General features: G+C 66.6%; 14 protein-coding genes. All 14 read right to left on the reverse strand.

The window, feature by feature from the left end:
• Window position 1 precedes the first annotated feature (1 nt).
• Window positions 2-1,024: a xanthine dehydrogenase family protein molybdopterin-binding subunit gene (locus DCG74_RS19200; protein ID WP_172784498.1), complete on the reverse strand. Its 1,023-nt coding sequence runs from the start codon at window positions 1,022-1,024 to the stop codon at window positions 2-4.
• A complete protein-coding gene (locus tag DCG74_RS19205) occupies window positions 1,025-2,617 on the reverse strand; it encodes a xanthine dehydrogenase family protein molybdopterin-binding subunit (RefSeq protein WP_172784499.1) in 1,593 nt (530 codons plus the stop codon). It abuts the gene before it with no gap.
• Window positions 2,618-2,626: 9 nt separating this feature from the next.
• Complete coding sequence (locus tag DCG74_RS19210; protein WP_172784500.1) at window positions 2,627-3,103, reverse strand: (2Fe-2S)-binding protein; 477 nt, start codon at window positions 3,101-3,103, stop codon at window positions 2,627-2,629.
• A 6-nt stretch (window positions 3,104-3,109) separates the two neighbouring features.
• Window positions 3,110-3,928, reverse strand: coding sequence for a xanthine dehydrogenase family protein subunit M (locus DCG74_RS19215; protein WP_172784501.1), 819 nt, complete (start codon window positions 3,926-3,928; stop codon window positions 3,110-3,112).
• 3 nt (window positions 3,929-3,931) lie between these two features.
• The gene (locus tag DCG74_RS19220; protein ID WP_057029889.1) at window positions 3,932-4,375 is read right to left on the reverse strand and encodes an SRPBCC family protein; all 444 of its coding nucleotides are present in this window, start codon (window positions 4,373-4,375) and stop codon (window positions 3,932-3,934) included.
• A gap of 2 nt (window positions 4,376-4,377) precedes the next feature.
• Window positions 4,378-4,815 carry an SRPBCC family protein gene (locus DCG74_RS19225; RefSeq protein WP_018318067.1) on the reverse strand — a complete coding sequence of 146 codons (438 nt, stop codon included), beginning with the start codon at window positions 4,813-4,815 and terminating at the stop codon, window positions 4,378-4,380.
• Between the two features lie 11 nt (window positions 4,816-4,826).
• Window positions 4,827-7,745, reverse strand: a complete 2,919-nt coding sequence (locus DCG74_RS19230) for a flotillin family protein (RefSeq protein ID WP_172784502.1) — start codon at window positions 7,743-7,745, stop codon at window positions 4,827-4,829.
• A gap of 27 nt (window positions 7,746-7,772) precedes the next feature.
• Window positions 7,773-8,606, reverse strand: coding sequence for a phosphoenolpyruvate hydrolase family protein (locus tag DCG74_RS19235; protein ID WP_172784503.1), 834 nt, complete (start codon window positions 8,604-8,606; stop codon window positions 7,773-7,775).
• 3 nt (window positions 8,607-8,609) lie between these two features.
• Entirely contained in the window at window positions 8,610-10,820 is a 2,211-nt protein-coding gene (locus DCG74_RS19240; protein WP_172784504.1) for an ABC transporter permease, read from the reverse strand.
• On the reverse strand, window positions 10,813-11,595 hold the full coding sequence (locus DCG74_RS19245; RefSeq protein WP_172784505.1) for an ABC transporter ATP-binding protein: 783 nt from the start codon (window positions 11,593-11,595) through the stop codon (window positions 10,813-10,815). The genes DCG74_RS19240 and DCG74_RS19245 overlap by 8 nt, the downstream gene beginning before the upstream one ends.
• Window positions 11,588-12,670 (reverse strand): branched-chain amino acid ABC transporter permease, encoded by a 1,083-nt coding sequence (locus DCG74_RS19250; protein WP_172784506.1) that lies wholly within the window; start codon window positions 12,668-12,670, stop codon window positions 11,588-11,590. The genes DCG74_RS19245 and DCG74_RS19250 overlap by 8 nt, the downstream gene beginning before the upstream one ends.
• 1 nt (window position 12,671) lies before the next feature.
• The gene (locus DCG74_RS19255) at window positions 12,672-13,682 is read right to left on the reverse strand and encodes a branched-chain amino acid ABC transporter permease (protein WP_172784507.1); all 1,011 of its coding nucleotides are present in this window, start codon (window positions 13,680-13,682) and stop codon (window positions 12,672-12,674) included.
• Between the two features lie 455 nt (window positions 13,683-14,137).
• Window positions 14,138-14,962 (reverse strand): AraC family transcriptional regulator, encoded by an 825-nt coding sequence (locus DCG74_RS19260; RefSeq protein ID WP_172784508.1) that lies wholly within the window; start codon window positions 14,960-14,962, stop codon window positions 14,138-14,140.
• Window positions 14,963-15,084: 122 nt separating this feature from the next.
• Window positions 15,085-16,335 carry an ABC transporter substrate-binding protein gene (locus DCG74_RS19265; RefSeq protein WP_172784509.1) on the reverse strand — a complete coding sequence of 417 codons (1,251 nt, stop codon included), beginning with the start codon at window positions 16,333-16,335 and terminating at the stop codon, window positions 15,085-15,087.
• Between the last annotated feature and the right edge of the window lie 197 nt (window positions 16,336-16,532).

A 16,532-nucleotide genomic window follows, 5' to 3' on the forward strand; every position in this document is an offset into this window, starting at 1 on the left:
TCTAGCGCCGCGCCTGCGGCCGCGCGCCGCCCTGGGCCTTGATTGCGCGCAGCACCTTCTCCGGCGTGATCGGCAGATCGTCGATGCGGACGCCGACCGCGTTGAAGATCGCATTCGCCACCGCCGGCAGCACCGGATTGGCGCACATCTCGCCAGGGCCTTTTCCCCCGAACGGCCCATCGGGGGCGGGACGCTCCAGCACGGCAATGTCATGCGGGCAGATATCACCGGGACCGGGCATCAGATATTCGACGAAGTCGCGGGGCCCGTGGACGGGATCGGGATAGTAGGGCTCAGGCGTCTCGTAGAGCGCGTGGCTGACGCCCATCCAGGCACCGCCGACCAGCTGCTGCTCGACCAGGCGCGGATTGAGCGCGCGGCCGAGCTCGTAGGCGGAATCCATCCGGACCATCGCAACTTCGCCAGTCTCGTCGTCGACCTCGACCTCGGCGACGAGGCAGGCATGGGCATAGCAGGTCGCCGGCGACATCTCGCCGGTTTCAGGATCGACGTCCGACAGCGGGACGAGGAAGATGCCGCGGCCCGAGATGGTCTTGCCCTGCTTGAACTGCGCGGCAATGGCGACGTCCTTGGTCGAGATCGAACGGTGCGGCGCGCCCTTGACGTGGATGTTGCCGCGCCCGTCGGTCTCGAGATCGGCGGCGTTGACCTCGAGCTCCTCGGCCGCGGCCTCCATCATCACGCCGCGCGCCTCGCGGGCGGCAGCCATCACGGCGTTGCCGACGCGATGAGTGCCGCGCGAGGCGAACGAGCCCATGCAATGCGGGCCGGTGTCGGAGTCCGCCGTGTCGACGTAGACGTCCTCGACCGGCACGCCCAGGGTCTCGGCGCAGATCTGCCGAGTCACCGATTTCATGCCCTGGCCGAGGTCGATCGACGACAGCGCCACCGTGAACTTGCCGCTGGGATTGGAATGCACGAGCGCCTGGCTCGGATCGCCGCCGAGATTCATGCCGATGGGATAGTTGATCGACGCCATGCCGCGTCCGCGATGCCTGGCCATCTAGCGCCTCCTGGTGCCGAACACGGATGAGAACCGGGTCGCGCCGTGCGATGGTGCGGCCGGGCGCGGCGGGGGAGGAGGCGGCGCCGGCGGCGGTGGCTCGCGCGGCGGCTCCCGCGTCGTCGTAGGCGGCGCGCGGTCATAGCTCGTGCGCTGCTGCGCAGGCGCGGCCGGCCGCGCCCGCGAATCCGTCGGTGTCGGCGGGATGACGGCGCGGCTGCCGCCACCGTCCTTGCGCGAGGAGGCGCGCCTGAACTCGTCGCGGATCGGCCATTTGGCCTTCTCCGCCGCAACCTGGACGCATTCGATCAGCGCGGTGTTCTTGGCCTCCCGCCGGTGCGCCTTCATGTCGCCGTCGCGATAGGCGTTCAGAATCCGGAACTCCATCGGGTCCATGCCGACGAGGCCCGCGAGCTTGTCCATCTGGCATTCGATGGCAAAATCCATCGCGGTGACGCCGAAGCCGCGCATGGCAGTCGCCGGCGTGCGGTTGGTGAAGACGCAATAGACATCGCCATAGACGTTCGGGATGGTGTAAGGGCCCGGCAGGTGGGCGGCGCATTTCACCGCGGCATAGCTCGACAGCCGCGTATAGGCACCGCTGTCGAAAAAAGCGCGGATCTTGCGCGCGACGATGCGGCCGTCGCGCATCACGCCGTCCTTGATGTAGATGCGCTCGGCGCCCCGCGGCGGGCCGTATTGCATCTCCTCCTCGCGGCCGAATACGTAACGCACGGGACGCCCCGTCAGCATGGCGCCGAGGATCGCGAGCGGTTCGGTCAGGGTATCCACCTTGCCGCCAAAGCCGCCGCCGACGGTGCCGCCGATGAAGTGGAAGGTGTTGGAGGGCACGTCCAGGATCTTGGCGCAGGTGTCGACCGAGAAGAACAGCGCCTGCGTCGAGGTGTAGACGACGTAGCGGCCGTTGGTGTCGGGCGCGGCGATGGCGCCGTTGGTCTCGGTCGGAGCGTGCTCGATCGGCGACATCTGGTAGCGCTGCTCGAGCACGTGGTCCGCGGTTGCGAGCGCGGCATCGGCATCGCCAAAGCGCAAGCGCTGGTGATCATAGACGTCGTGATAGATGAAGGCGTTCTTCGGATAGGTCTCGTTGACCACGGGGGCGCCGGGCTTCAGCGCATCCTCGACGTCGAACACGGTCGGCAGCGGCTCGTAGTCGACCTTGACTTTTGCGATCGCCTCGAACGCCTCGCGCTCGCTGTCGGCGACGATGGCGAGGATCGGTTCGCCCTTGTAGCGGACCTTGTCGACGGCGAGCGACGGCTCGTCATCCTTGCCGAAGTTGATCAGGCTGAGCAGCGTGTTGAGATTGCGTGGGACGTCGGCGCCGCGGATGATCCGGCGCACGCCGGCCGAGCGCTCGGCCTCGGTGGTATCGATCCGGCGCAGCCTTGCATGGGCCTGGGTCGAACGAACGACCTTCAGGTGCAGCATGCCCTGCAACTGGTGATCATTGAAATAGCTGGACGTGCCCGTGATGTGGCCGAGCATGTCCTGCCGCTGCGTGCCCTTGCCGATCTCCTTCAGGTTATCGTCACGCTCGTCGGCGAAGATGTCCTTGCGCAGTTCCAGCATGGTCTGACCTCAGGCGCTGGCCCGGCCGCCCGCGGCGGCGAGGATGGCATTGATGATCGGCTCGTAGCCGGTGCAGCGGCAGATGTTGCCGGAGATCGCCTCGACCACGTCGGCCCGGCTCGGGGTGGGATTGCGGTCGAGCAGCGCCTTTGCGGCCATCAGCATGCCCGGCGTGCAATAGCCGCATTGGGCGGCAAAGTTGTCGGCGAAGGCGCGCTGCAGCGGATGCAGGTTCGGGCCTTGCTTCATGCCGTCGAGTGTCTCGACCGAGCGGTCGGCGACGGTCTCGGCGAGCGTCAGGCAGGAGAGGTGAAGCTCACCATCGATCAGGACGCTGCACGTGCCGCAACCTCCCTGGCCGCAGCCGAATTTCGGCGTCATATCGCCGATCAGCTCGCGCAGCGCGACCAGCAGATTGGTGCCGCCGTCGACGAAGATCGCGACGTCGCGGCCGTTGTGGCGAAATTGCAGGGGGATCTTTGTCATGGCGAGCTATTCCTGTCCCGATAGCAGGCGTCGCAAATGCACGCCGACGATCTCGCGGCGATACCAGGCGCTGCCGAGCGCGTTGTCGGATGGCGATGTTCCTTCCGTGGCCGCAGAGGCCGCGGCTGCGATGGTCGCGGCATCCAGCGAGCGGCCCTCCAGCGCGCGCTCGGCGGCGCGGGCGCGGATCTGGGTCGGGGCCATCGAGCCCAGCGCAATCCGCGCACCTGCGATCCGTCCGCCGCTGACCGGCAGATGCGCGGCGAGCGTGATCACCGAGCCGCCCTTCGGCTTGATGCGCGCGATCTTGCGATAACGGAACGCCTCGCTGCTGGCCGGCCGCGTGCAGGACACCGACAGCACCAATGTCCCGGCCTGGCGCTCGCGCCCCTGCAGAAACTCCTCAATCGGAATATCGCGCGAGCCGAAGCCGCCTTGCACGGCGACTGTGGCATCGAGCGCCAGCAGCGCCACGGTGAAATCGCCGTAAGGGTTCGGCGCGAACAGATTGCCGCCGACCGTGCCCATGTTGCGCACGGCAGGACCGCCGATCGAGCGGGCAGGGGCATGCAGGAAGGCGAGATCGCGCTCGGCGAGCACGCGCGCGAAGGTGACGCCGGCGCCGAGCGTGATGCGCGGACCCGAGGCATCGATCCGCGTCAGTGCCTGGTCCTGCGCCCGGACGATCGTCGAGATCGATACGTCGCCTTCGTTCAGCGCGCGCATCACCAGCGTGCCGCCGCCGAGATAGCGCGCGCTACGGTCCGACGACAGCGCACCGGCCGCCTCGCTCGCATTCGTAAAGGTCTTTACCGTCACGGCCATGGCTCAAGCGGCCTCCTTCAGATGGCGGCGGATCGCTTCGAATCCGGCCTGATAGATGTCTTCGGCGACCATGTGGGTGATGCGGTCCTTGTCCTCCGGCTTCGTCGTGAATCGCGACTCCCAGTGCCAGAAGGTGCGGTCGCCGTCGGTCACCGGCAGCAGCCGGACATGGGCGACGTAGTTGAACATCGGGACCGGCGTATCGAGCAGGCAGTAGCTGAAGGTCTGCTCGAGGTCGGACAGCGCCAGCAGCTGCTCGCGCAGCTCAGAGCCGTCCTTGAGCTTGAATCGCCTGACGCAGCCGATCTTGTCCGCGGATTGCGCGCGTTCGATCGAGGAGGTCGCAACCGCCGGATGCCAGCGGTCGTGCCCGTTGAAATCGCGCAACACGTCCCACACCGCGTCGGTCGGTGCGTTCAGGATCGTGCTCTTGACGATATGCGGCACGGCTAGCCTCCGAACACACGCTTCAGGGCGTCGAAGCCACCCTGGAATACGCCGCCGCCGATATTGCTGACGAGCTCGGTCTCCCGTTCCGGCGCGCAGTCGAATTCGGCGGTCCATTCCATGAAGGTCTGGTCGCCGTCGGTGACAGGCGTGAGCCGCAGGGTGGCGACGTAGTTCTCGACGCCCATCGGCGATTCCAGGATCGAATAGGTGCAGAACATGTCGTAGTCGGAGAGGCCGAGCAGCTTCTCGCGGATGCGGTCACCGTTGCGCAGCCGGAAATCCCTGACACAGCCGATCTTGTCGGCGGGCTCGCCGCCCTCGATCCGGCTTTCGGCGATGGCCGGATGCCAGTTCGGCAGGCCGTTGAAATCGCGTACCCGCGCCCAGACGCGGTCATTGCGGGCGTTGACGACAGTGGAGACGTAGACGCGGGCCATCGCTCAAGACCTCAGCTCTTCTTCCGCGGCCCGCGCTCGGCCGGCGGCTCGCCACCCTCGGCCGCGGGCGAGGAGGCCGCCGGCTTGTCGCCACCGCCACCACCTCCGCCGCTACCCTTGCGCGCGGCCTCCTTGATGCCCTGCATGTCGCGGGCTTCGCGGATCAGCCCCGGCATCTTGGCGAGACTGCCGCCCTCGACACCGATGTCGGACAGGATGGAGTCGATCAGCGGCGCCTGGACGCGGTAGCGCAGCGCCGAGTCGATCACCTCGTCGGTGGCGCTGCGGCCGCCATTGCCGTTGCCGTGGCCGTTGCCATTGAGGCCGTCGACCTGGAGGATACGGATGCCCTCGATCTTCTCCATCGGCTTGACGCTCTCGCGCACGATGCCCTCGATGCGGTCGAGCAGCTTGCGGCGGAACAGCGAGTAGCGCGCCTGATCGGTCAGCACGTTCTCGGCCTCGTTCAGCATCCGCTGCGCCTCGGCTTCGACCGCCGCGCGCACACGCTCGGCCTCGGCCGCGATGCGGGTCTCCTCGGCCTGTTTCTCCGCCAGCAGGACCTCCACGGTCTTGCGCCGCTTGGCGATCTCGCTCTCGCGGGCGGTGACGACGCGCTCGGCGGCTTCGGTCGCCCGGATCCGTGCCTCCTCGGCGGCGGCGCGCGCGGCGGACTCCTCCAAGGACTTCTGATGGATGGCGATGGCCTTTTCCATCAGCACCGTCTCGACGTCCTTCTCGCGATTGACCTCGAGCTTGCGCAGCTCGCGCTCGCGGCCGATGCGCGCCTCGTCGAGGCCGCGGTCGGAGGCGATGCGGGCACGCTCGACCTCCTCGCGCGCGGCGATCTCGGCTTCCTGCAGCGACTGCACGCGGGCGACCTCGAGTTGCTCGATCGCACGTCGCCGCTCGATGCGGGCGGCTTCCAGCGCCTGCTCGCGCGAGACGTCGGTGGTCTCGACCTCCTTGCGCGCGACGATCTCGGCTTGCCGGACCTGGCGGTCGGCGTCGATCCGCTCGGACTTCTTGGTCGACAGCGCGATGACGCGGTCCTCGTCCGCGATCTCGATCGCCTTCTTATGCTCGATGTTGAGCACTTCGCGCTTCTTTGAGGAATTGATGCGCTCGGCCTCGAGCGCCAGATCGACCGTGACGCGCTGCCGCTCGATGGCGTCGCGCCGCTTCAGCTCGGCGGCCTCGAGGAGGCCGGTGCGCTCGATCTCCAGCGCGCGCGTCTCGCGTTCGGCCTGGATGCGCTCGGCCGCAACCGCCTTCTCTTGGGCGATGCGGGCCGCCTCGATCGCCTCGCGCGAGGCGATGTCGGCTTCTTCGACGGCGCGGTTGCGGGCGATCTCGAGCGAGCGCACGCGCTCCTCCTGCGCGATACGCGAGGCTTCCGTGGTCTCGCGCGCGGCGATGCCGGCGACGTCGAGCGCCTGGTTGCGCTCGATCTCCAGCTGCCGCGTGTTCTGTTCGGCGGCGATGCGCTCGGCGGCCAGCGTCCGCTCCCGGGCGATGCGGGCGGCCTCCACCGCGCGCTGGGCCTCGATCTCGGCCTCCTGGATGGTCCGCACCTGCTGGATCTCCAGCGCGCGGGTGCGCTCGTCCGAGGAGATGCGCTCGACATTGACAATCATGGTCTGAGCGATGCGGGCTTTTTCGGTGGCCTCGCGTGCGGCAATCTCGGCTTCGTCGACAGCGCGGGTGCGCTCGATCTCGCGGCGGCGCGTCTCTTCCTCGTTGGCGATGCGGGCATCGGTGACGACGCGGTCCTGCTGGATCCGTGCCTTCTCGATGGCCTCGCGCGCGGCGATCTCGGCCTCTTCGACCGTGCGCATCCGCTCGATCTCGCGCTGGCGGACTTCGCGTTCGGAGGCGATGCGGGTGGTGTCGATCGAGCGCTGGTTGGCGATCCTTGTCTTCTCGATCTCCTCGCGCGCCAGCAGCTCCTTCTCCTCGATGGTGCGGGTCCGCTCGATCTCCTTCTGGCGGGTCTCGCGCTCCGAGGCGATGCGGGCCTCGGCGATCGCCTGCTCATTGGCGATGCGGGCGCGCTCGATGGCCTCGCGCGCGGAAATCTGCGCCTGTTCCGCCTCGGTCTCGCGCAGCGCCCGCTCGCGCGCGACTTCGGTGCGCTGAAGCGCACGCCGCATCTCGATGTCGCGTTCCTGCTCGAGGCGCGCGGTTTCGCTCTCGCGCTCGATCTCGAGCGCCTGCCGTTCGGCCTCCAGGTTGCGTGAGCGGATCTTGATCATCGAATCCTGTTCGATGTCGTTACGCAGCTTGCGTCTGGCCTCGATGTCCTCCATCAACCGGGTCAGGCCTTCGGCGTCGAACCGGTTCGAAGGGTTGAAGAACTCAAGGTCAGTCTGGTCGAGATCGGTGATCGCGACCGATTCCAGCTCGAGGCCGTTCTGGGCGAGAGCTTCCGCCGCTTCGGTCTTGACCCGCGCGACATAGTCGCCGCGCCGCTCGTGCATCTCCTCCATGGTCATTTCGGAGGCGACCGAGCGGATCGCGGAGATGAACTTGCCGGCCAGCAGTGCATGCAGCTGCCCGGGTTCCAGGGTGCGGCGGCCGAGCGTCGCCGCGGCGATGGAGACGGCTTCCCGGGTCGGCTGGACGCGGACGTAGAAGTCGGCCTCGATGTCGACGCGCATGCGGTCGCGGGTGATCACCGCATCCTGCTTCGACCGCACGATGCCCATCGGCAGCACGTTCATGTTGACGGGCGTGTAGTCATGAATGAAAGGCAGCACGAAGGCGCCGCCATTGATCACCACGCGTTCGCCGAGGAAGCCGGTGCGGACGAACGAGGTCTCCTTGGAGGAGCGGTGGTAGAGCCAGTTCACGATATAGACGCCAACCACGATCACGATGATCGCGACGATCAGCCAGAGGATCAATTCACCGACCAACATCCCTGACATCTTTCCCTCCCTCGAACCTATCAGGCGTCATCGCGCGCCGATCGCCTTGAATTGCCGCACCTGTTCCGTCAGCGCTCGTTCCACCGGCAGCCGCTCCATCGAGGACGCCCCGTAGAAGCCGTGGCAATGACGGGTGTTCTTCATGATGAAATCGGCGTCCGCGGGATCGGCGATCGGGCCGCCATGCGCCAGCACCAGGATGTCCGGATTGACGCTGAGCGCGGCGGTGGCCCAGGTGTCGATCCGCGCCGGGCAGTCCCTGAGCTTTGGCGCGGTCTGCGCACCGATCGTGCCGCCGGTCGTCAGGCCCATGTGGCAGACGATGATGTCGGCGCCGGCGATCGCCATCGCCGCGGCTTCCTTCTCGCTGAACACGTAGGGCGTTGTCAGCATGTCTTTGTCGTGCGCCTTGGCGATCATGTCGATCTCGAGCGCATAGGACATGCCGGTCTCTTCGAGATTGGCGCGGAAGGTACCGTCGATCAGGCCGACGGTCGGAAAGTTCTGGACGCCGGCAAAGCCGAGCGCCTTCAGCTGGTCGAGAAAGACGTCCATGTCGCGGAAGGGATCGGTGCCGTTGACGCCCGCCAACACCGGGGTCTGGTCGACCACGGGGAGCACTTCGTTCGCCATTTCCAGCACGATGGCGTTGGCATCGCCATACGCCATCAGGCCCGCGAGCGAGCCACGCCCGGCCATGCGGTAGCGGCCGGAATTGTAGATGACGATGAGGTCGACGCCGCCGGCTTCCTCGCATTTGGCTGAGAGCCCGGTGCCGGCGCCGCCGCCGACGATCGGCTCACCGCGCCTTGCCATGTCGCGAAACCTCTTCAGCAGCGCCGTGCGTTCAAACCTGGCCATCGGTCACCTCGCGAGTCTCCGCCGCCCACCGGTGCGCCCGAACAGGGTTCGAAACGTACTGACGATGGCGGCGGCGAAATCGGGATCGTTGATGTTCTTAGGCGTGCGAATGAGCTGGCGGTTGCCGGTCTGGCGCACGGTGCGCTCCAGCGTGCGGAACAGCGCGGCGTCGGCGTCCGGATCCCAGAACGGCTGTCCCCGCGCGTCGAGGGCGGAGACGCCGCCCTCGGGCAGGAAGAAGCGCACCGGCCCATCCATCTGGTTCAGCCGCTCGCCGATCCAGCGGCCCATGCGCTCGTTCTCTTCCACAGTGGTCCGCATCAACGTCACCTGCGGATTGTGGACGTGGAATTTGCGGCCGCGATAGCGTTCGGGAATGGTGTCGGGCGCGCCGAAATTGACCATGTCGAGCGCGCCGACGGAGCCGACATAGGGCAGGCGGCTGCGGATGACCGAACCAAAGCGGTCTTCGGTGGCGGGAAACACGCCTCCCATCAAGAGGTCGCAGACCTCAGTCGTGGTGAGGTCGATCACCCCGGCGAGCTGGCCGGACTCGACGAGCTTCTCCATCGAGCGTCCGCCGACGCCGGTGGCATGGAACACCAGGCACTCGAAATCCTCGCGCAGGTCGCTAGCGATCTTCTGCACGGCCGGCGTGGTGACGCCGAACATGGTGATGCCGATTGCGGGCAGCCCGCCGGCCTCGCGCGCCGTTGCGGCACGCGCGTCGAGCCGCGCCTTGACCATGCCGGCGAGCGCATTGGCACCGTTGGCCAGCACCGCGCGCGAGATCGAGTTCAGCCCCTGTACGTCGGTGACCGAGTACATCATGGTGATGTCGGCCGGGCCGACATAGGGCCCGACATCGCCTGATGCGACCGAGGAGATGATCAGCTTGGGCACGCCGACCGGCAGCGCGCGCATGCCCGGGGCGACCAGCGAGGCCGCGCCCGAGCCGCCGGCCGAGATCACGCCGGCGACATTGCCCTGGCGCCGCAGCCAGTTCGCAAACGCATCTGCCATTGCGGTCACCGCGGCACCACGGTCAGTGCCGAACACGGCGGAGCCACCGCGGCCGTGGTTCAGGGCGATCTCCTGCGCGGAGACATCGCAGGAAGAATGCTTGCCACTGGTCGAGACGTCGACTAGCCGCGTGCGCAGGCCGCTTTCGGCGATGATGTCGCGGATGTAGCGCAGCTCCTGGCCCTTGGTATCGAGCGTGCCGACGACCAGCACCACCGGAGGGCCCGAGGCCTGCGCCGTCACCGGCTCGCGCTTGCGCCGCGCCGTCTCGTCGAGCCGCGCGACTTGCGTCGAGAGCGTCCGCGCCGCGGCCTCGATGCGCGCGATCGGTACCGGTTGCGACCATCGCGTCGGCAGCGTCGGGTTGGAGATGTAAATGCGCACCGGCCCGTCGCGGCGGGGCACCGGCGTCGGCTTCGTTTCGGCGGCGGATGCCGCGACGTCGATCTCCGGTTCGAGCTCCGCATGAAGCCCGACGCCGAGCAGGCGCTGCTGCAGTTCCCGGTCCGCCGCAAGGCGCGCGGAGTCGATGATGCGATTGATGCGGCCGTTGACCATGATCGCGACGTTGCGCGAAATCGCGGTGGCGACGCCGATGTTTTGCTCGATCACGAGCACGGACATGTCGCCGTCTTCGCCCAGCCGCAGCAGCATCTCCTCGACCTGCGCGACGATGACGGGCGCGAGGCCTTCGGTCGGCTCGTCCATGATGAGCAGATGCGGATTGGTGAGCAGCGCGCGCGAGATCGCCAGCATCTGCTGTTCGCCGCCGGACAGCTGGCCGCCGCCGTGATCCCGACGCTCGGCGAGCCGGGGAAAGGTGTCGTAGATGCGCTCGACGGTCCAGGCGCCCGAACGCAGGCCGCCGGCGAGCCGCAGGTGCTCGTCGACGCTGAGTGAGCGCCACAGACGGCGGCCCTGCGGCACATAGCCGACGCCGAGCCGCGCGATCTGGGCCGGCGGCCGCCGCGTGACATCCTCGCCGCGCACGCGGATCGATCCGCCGCTCACGCCGACCAGCCCCATGATCGCCTTGCACAGCGTGGTCTTGCCCATGCCGTTGCGGCCGACGACGGAGAACACACCGCTCTCCAGCGTGAGATCGACGCCTTGCAGCGCATGCGAGTGGCCGTAATAGACGTCGAGGCCGCGGACCTCGAGTGCGGCACCGCTGCGGCGGACCTCATTCATGGCCGCCTCCGAGATAAAGCTCCTGCACTTCAGGGTCGGATTGAATTTCTTCCGGCAGGCCCTCCTTGAAGATGCGGCCGTTGTGCATCATCGTGACGCTCTCGACGACGCGCAGAGCAACGTCCATGTCGTGCTCGATGATGATGTAGCCGATATGGGCGGGCAGGGAGGTCAGGATCTCGATCAGCTCGGCCCGCTCCGTCGGAGAGAGGCCGGCGGCCGGCTCGTCGAACAGCACGAAGCGCGGCGCGCCGGCGAGCGCGAGCGCGATTTCGAGCTGGCGCTGCTGGCCGTGCGCGAGCTCGGCCACGCGCTGGTCCTTCACGGCGGATAGATGCACAGCCTGCACGAGATTGTCGGCCGCATGCATCAGCGCATCATTCTGTCCCGGACGCAGGAACGAGAAGCGTCCGCGCGAGACGCCGCGGCAGGCGAGATAGACGTTGTCCTGTACGGTGAGGCCGGGGAACAGCGCCGAAATCTGGTAAGTGCGACGCAACCCGCGGCGGATGCGCTCATAAGGCGGGAAATGCGTCACGTCCTCGCCGAAGAAGCGGATGGTGCCGGAGGAGGGCGGGAAGTCGCCCGTGATGCAGTTGAACAGCGTGGTCTTGCCGGCACCGTTCGAGCCGAGCACGGCGCGCCGCTCGCCCGGTCGCACGGTAATGGTGACGTCGGTCAGCGCCGCGAGCGCGCCGAACAGCCGCGTCACGCCGCGCAGCTCCAGTGCAGCGCCGGCACCGACGACGGAGAGGCGTTGGGCGACGCTATCCATGGTGGCGCCCTCCGCCGGAGCGGCTCACCTCGCGCCGTTGATACTGACGCCAGCGCTGCCAGAGGCCGATGACCCCGTCCGAGGACCAGAACACGATGGCGAGGAAGCCGAGCCCGATCAGCAGGCGGAAGCGGTTGCCGTCGAGCCCGAGCCGGACCAGGAAGTCGAGCGCGAAGGTGCGTAGCAGCACGAAGATCAGCGCGCCGATGTAGGGACCGATCGGGCGCGTGATGCCGCCGACGACGGCGATGATCAGCACGTCGATGCAGGCCCCGACGCTGACCGAGCCCGGCGAGATCTGGCGATAGTTCCAGACCTGGAGCACGCCGGCGAGCGCGGCGACGAAAGACGCGAAGGCATAGGCTGCGACGCGGTGCGCATTGACGTTGAAGCCGAGCGCCGCCATGCGCCGCGGATTGTCGCGCACACCCTGAAGCGCGAGGCCGAACGGGGCGCGCGAGACATATTCGACCGCGAAGTAGCAGAGCGCGGCGACCGCGAGCACGACATAATAGAAGGGGATGTCGGCGCGCCAGTTCACGCCCCAGAAGTGCGGCGTCGCCACGTTGTTGATGCCGGTATGGCCGTTGAAGATCGCCCAGTTCTGGTTGGTGAAATAGTAGAAGGCGGCGCCAATGGCGAGCGTGATCATGATGGTGTAGATGCCTTCGGTGCGCACCGCGAGCGCGCCGCCGAGGGTGCCGAAGGCGGTCGCCAGCGCCAGCGCCATCGGCACTGCGAGCCACCACGGCCAACCCAGGCTGATATTGGCGTTGCCGCTGACGCCGAACACGGCGACCATGTAGGCCGAGAAGCCCGCAATGGTAAGCTGCATCAGGCTGACCATGCCGCCATAGCCGGCGAGGAACATCAGGCTCAGCGCCATGGTGCCGAGGATCAGCGTGGTGGCGAAGATCTCGATCAGGAAGAAGCCGCTCGCGATTAGCGGCATGACCAGGAGGATGGCCGCGACGGCCCAGGCGGCGGGGTTGTTGATCTCCGGCCATGTCCGGGTCGGCCGCTGCGCCTTGGTGGCGCGGCCTACGGCGACGGGGGCTTCGTGGGCGAGCGACATCTCAGCGCCTCGCCAATAGGCCTTGCGGCCGGATCGCCAGCACCACCACCATGATCAGGAAGGTCACGACGATGGCGTAGGTCGGGATGTAGACCGAGCCGAGCTGCTCGGCGAGGCCGATGATCACCGCACCGAGCGCCGCGCCCGGGATCGAGCCCATGCCGCCCACGATCACGACGACGAGGGACGCCAGCAGGAAGCGGATGTCTTCGCCGGGCGATAAGGACTGGAATGTGCCGCCGACGACGCCGGCGATGCCCGCAAGCCCCGCGCCGAAGGCGAACACGGCGACGAAGACGAGTTGGATGCGTACGCCGGTCGCGGCGAGAATGTCGCGATCGTCGACGCCGGCGCGGACGATCATGCCGATCCGGGTGCGGTTGAGCGCGAGCCACATCGCGACGCCAATGACCACGGAGGCCGCGAAGATCACGAGCCTGACGAGCGGATATCTGAGATAGACCGGCTCGCCCGAGGATTTAATCGCCGTGACCAGCGGCAGCTCGATCGGACCGATCAGCCAGTTCGGGGTCTGGATCTGGTAGAAGTCACCGCCGCAGGCCCACAGCATGAGATCGGCAAACACGATCGACAGTCCGATCGTCACCATGGTCTGCCTGAGATCCTGGCCCTCCATCCGGCGGAACACGATCACCTGCAGCAGCACGCCGACAAAGGCGGTCAGGATAAAGGCGACGATGAAGCCGAGGATCCACGAGCCGGTCGATGTGCTGATGGCGTAGCCGACATAGCCGCCGAACAGATAGAGCGAGCCGTGCGCGAGGTTGACGTTGCGCATCAGGCCGAAGATCAGGGTGAAGCCGCTGGCGACGAGGAAGTAGAGGCCGCCAAGCGTGATGCCGTTGAACACCGCGTTGAGGAAGACGCGCTTGCGGCCGATCGCCTCTTCCAGCCCCGGCGGCCAGACCGCGAAGATCAGCCAGAGCACGACCGCAATCGCGATGATCGTAATCAGCGCCCAGGCCGGATGGCGTTCGACGAAGCGGCTCATGGCTTCACCTCGCCCCGCTTGCGGCGGAGCAATCGCATATCGGAGGTGGAGGCTCCGCAGCCCATCCTTCGAGACGCCCGCTTTGGCGGGCTCCTCAGGATGAAGGCAGAGTATGCGGCAGCAGTTTCAGCGGGCCCAATGCTGATTAGCCTCATCCTGAGGAGACCGCGGAGCGGTCGTCTTGAAGGACGAGGCGCTTGCGCAGACCCTTCCAAGCGGTCGTGTGTGATAGCTTTTGCGCGTGCGTAGAGAGGTCGCGCCGAAGGCGCGGGTTCACCGCAACCCTCTCCCCGCAAGCGGGGCGAGGGGGCATGCAAGCCGTTGCCGGCTGCTGGCCCTGCCATGGACGAACGTCCTCCCTGGACTCGCGATCCTCTTTCGGGATCGCGTTGCCGGCATCCTAGCCAGGCGGCGAGGGCGACGTTTGATCGTGAGTATCTTTTCGTGGCCTGCGCTCAGGCGCGCAAAACCTTGGCGGCGCGACGATAATCGGTCGGGGCCATCCCGACATTGGCAGCGAAGAAACGCGTGAAACCGCTCTGCGAGGAGAAGCCGAGGTCGAAGCCGATGTCGGCGATCGGCGTCTCGCTCGCCACCAGCGCTTCGAGCGCCTGTTCCATGATCAGCGTGTTGAGATAGAGGTTCGGCGTGACGCCGGTCTGCACGCGGAACAGCCGGTAGAAATGCGGCCGCGACAGGCCGGATTCGCGCGCAATGGTGTCGAGCTCGATTTCGGCGCCTGGACTCTCCGACATCATCTTGATGCACTTGCGCACGCGAAAGTCGGTGACGCCGCCTGCGCGCGGATCGCGCGCGATCTCGGCCTGCTGCCAGCTTTCGTCGTAGCAGATGTCGATCAGCCGCCTCAGCTCGGAATCCAGGCTGGAGAGCGATGGTGCGCCGCACACGAGCGCAGCGGTCCGCCTGATGTGCTTGTCGAGCGCGGGCGTGCGCCTGAACTGGGTGCGGCCGAAGCGCAACCGGTCGGAGCCGGAGGCATCCGGCGCAAACCATTCGGCGTTGACGTAGAGCACGAAGAAGATGGCGCCGCCGTCGAGATCGGTTGGCAGGAAGTTGTGCGGTTCCCAAGGATTGACGGCGACGACCGACGTCTCGGTGAGATCGTAATGCCCGTCGGAGACATCGATGCATGCGGGCATGCCGCCGACATGGAAGATCAGATGACCTTCGCGATGGGCGTGGATATTGAAAGGGCGGTTCAATTGATAAACCGTCGCCCGGCCGAAGCGGCCATGGAAGACGGCGAGCGCACGGCTCATGCCTTCCCCTCCCGAACGTTCTTGTCTTTTCGGCCAGCCTTCAACAACACCGCCAAGATTGCAAGAGCGGAGAGCGACCGCGTCAGCGAGTCGCTCCCCGGTTGCGTGCCTGATGTGATGCGTCAGTACTTCTTACATTCCGGCACAGTGCGGCTCGGCAGGCCAATCTTGGAGAACACGGCCGGATCGTAGCCGAGCGTCTGGTTCACGTTCGGGATCACCTTCACGACCTTGCTGAACAGTGCGCCCTTGCCGTCGTCGACGACCTCGGTGACGAAGTTGGTACCGATCGCCTGGCGGTTGGAGTCGAGCTTGATCTTGCCGTTCGGCGCGTCGAGCTCGATCTTAGCCAGTGCTTCCTTGTACTTGGCCTGGTTGTTGGAGAGGTCGCCATTGACCTGACGCAGTGCGAGGATCAGCGCCATGGTTGAATTATAGTAGTTGGTGGCGAGCAGCGACGGGCTCGGGAAGCGCTTGTTGGGCGGGAAGGCGTCCTGATAGGCCTTCACGAACTTCTGCCAGCCCGGATCCTCCCAGGTGTCGGCCTGGCCGCTCGCCGCGATGGTGCCGATCAGGGCATTCTTGGCGTTGCCCTTCGACGACAGGATGGTCTGGTCGATCATGATGGAACCACCCATCAGATGCGCCTTGCCGCCGGCCTGCTGATACTGGTTGAGGAAGTTGACGGCATCGGCGCCGCCGAGCCCGAGATAGATGGCATCGACGTCGTCGGGCAGAGCGGCGATGACCGAGGCGAAGTCCTTCGTTCCCAGCGGCACCCATTGCCGGTTGGTGACCTGTCCGCCGGCGCCGCAGAACTCGAGCACCAGCCCGAACACCTGGGTGTAGATGAAGGAATAGTCCTCGCCGACGGTCGCGATCTTGCGATACTTCTTTTCCTCATAGGCGTATTTGCCGAGGCCGATCTGCCACTGCGCGCCGTCCATGTTGTAGCGGAAGAAGTTCGGGGCAGGGTCGACATAGGTCGTTTCCTGCGCACCGGACGCTGCATTGATGAACGTCAGCTCGGGATGGGTCTTGGCGAAATTCTTCACCGCGATGCCTTCGTCGCCCGAGAGCGGCGACAGCAGGATCTGCACCTTGTCCTGCTCGATCAGCTTGCGGACCGCGCGCACGGCCGAGTCCGGCGTCGCGTCGGTAGAGGCGACGATGAATTCGAGTTCCTTGTCGCCGACCTTCTTGCCGAGCACGTTGAGCGCGGTCTGATGGCCGCGCATGCCGTCCTCGCCGAGCACCGTGTAGGTACCTTCGAGCGTCGCGGTCACGCCCACCTTGATCTTTTCCTGGGCGATCGCCGCGCCCGAAAGAAACAGGCTGCTCAACGCGAGCAGTCCGATGCTGCATTTCGACATGTGCTCCTCCCCTGTGTCATCGCTTGTTGCCGCGACGAACCGTGCATGCCCGTGGCTCTTCAAGCCCGCGGCTTTGGAGGAAAGCTAACCGAAGTCGGATGCGCTGCACGCATCGCGGCCTCCTTCGGCTTGACTGGCAGTCTCATTTTTGAATGTTGCGGCGCGAGTGATTTCGCGGTGCAGCAGGGGCCCGCGCC

This window comes from Bradyrhizobium sp. WBAH42 (assembly GCF_024585265.1).
Lineage (GTDB): Bacteria > Pseudomonadota > Alphaproteobacteria > Rhizobiales > Xanthobacteraceae > Bradyrhizobium.

Coding starts and splice junctions, on each gene's coding strand:
- DCG74_RS19200 (WP_172784498.1), bottom strand. CDS start 1,024: ATGGCCAGGCATCGCGGACGCGGCATGGCGTCGATCAACTATCCCATC.
- DCG74_RS19205 (WP_172784499.1), bottom strand. CDS start 2,617: ATGCTGGAACTGCGCAAGGACATCTTCGCCGACGAGCGTGACGATAAC.
- DCG74_RS19210 (WP_172784500.1), bottom strand. CDS start 3,103: ATGACAAAGATCCCCCTGCAATTTCGCCACAACGGCCGCGACGTCGCG.
- DCG74_RS19215 (WP_172784501.1), bottom strand. CDS start 3,928: ATGGCCGTGACGGTAAAGACCTTTACGAATGCGAGCGAGGCGGCCGGT.
- DCG74_RS19225 (WP_018318067.1), bottom strand. CDS start 4,815: ATGGCCCGCGTCTACGTCTCCACTGTCGTCAACGCCCGCAATGACCGC.
- DCG74_RS19230 (WP_172784502.1), bottom strand. CDS start 7,745: ATGTCAGGGATGTTGGTCGGTGAATTGATCCTCTGGCTGATCGTCGCG.
- DCG74_RS19235 (WP_172784503.1), bottom strand. CDS start 8,606: ATGGCCAGGTTTGAACGCACGGCGCTGCTGAAGAGGTTTCGCGACATG.
- DCG74_RS19240 (WP_172784504.1), bottom strand. CDS start 10,820: ATGAATGAGGTCCGCCGCAGCGGTGCCGCACTCGAGGTCCGCGGCCTC.
- DCG74_RS19245 (WP_172784505.1), bottom strand. CDS start 11,595: ATGGATAGCGTCGCCCAACGCCTCTCCGTCGTCGGTGCCGGCGCTGCA.
- DCG74_RS19250 (WP_172784506.1), bottom strand. CDS start 12,670: ATGTCGCTCGCCCACGAAGCCCCCGTCGCCGTAGGCCGCGCCACCAAG.
- DCG74_RS19255 (WP_172784507.1), bottom strand. CDS start 13,682: ATGAGCCGCTTCGTCGAACGCCATCCGGCCTGGGCGCTGATTACGATC.
- DCG74_RS19260 (WP_172784508.1), bottom strand. CDS start 14,962: ATGAGCCGTGCGCTCGCCGTCTTCCATGGCCGCTTCGGCCGGGCGACG.
- DCG74_RS19265 (WP_172784509.1), bottom strand. CDS start 16,335: ATGTCGAAATGCAGCATCGGACTGCTCGCGTTGAGCAGCCTGTTTCTT.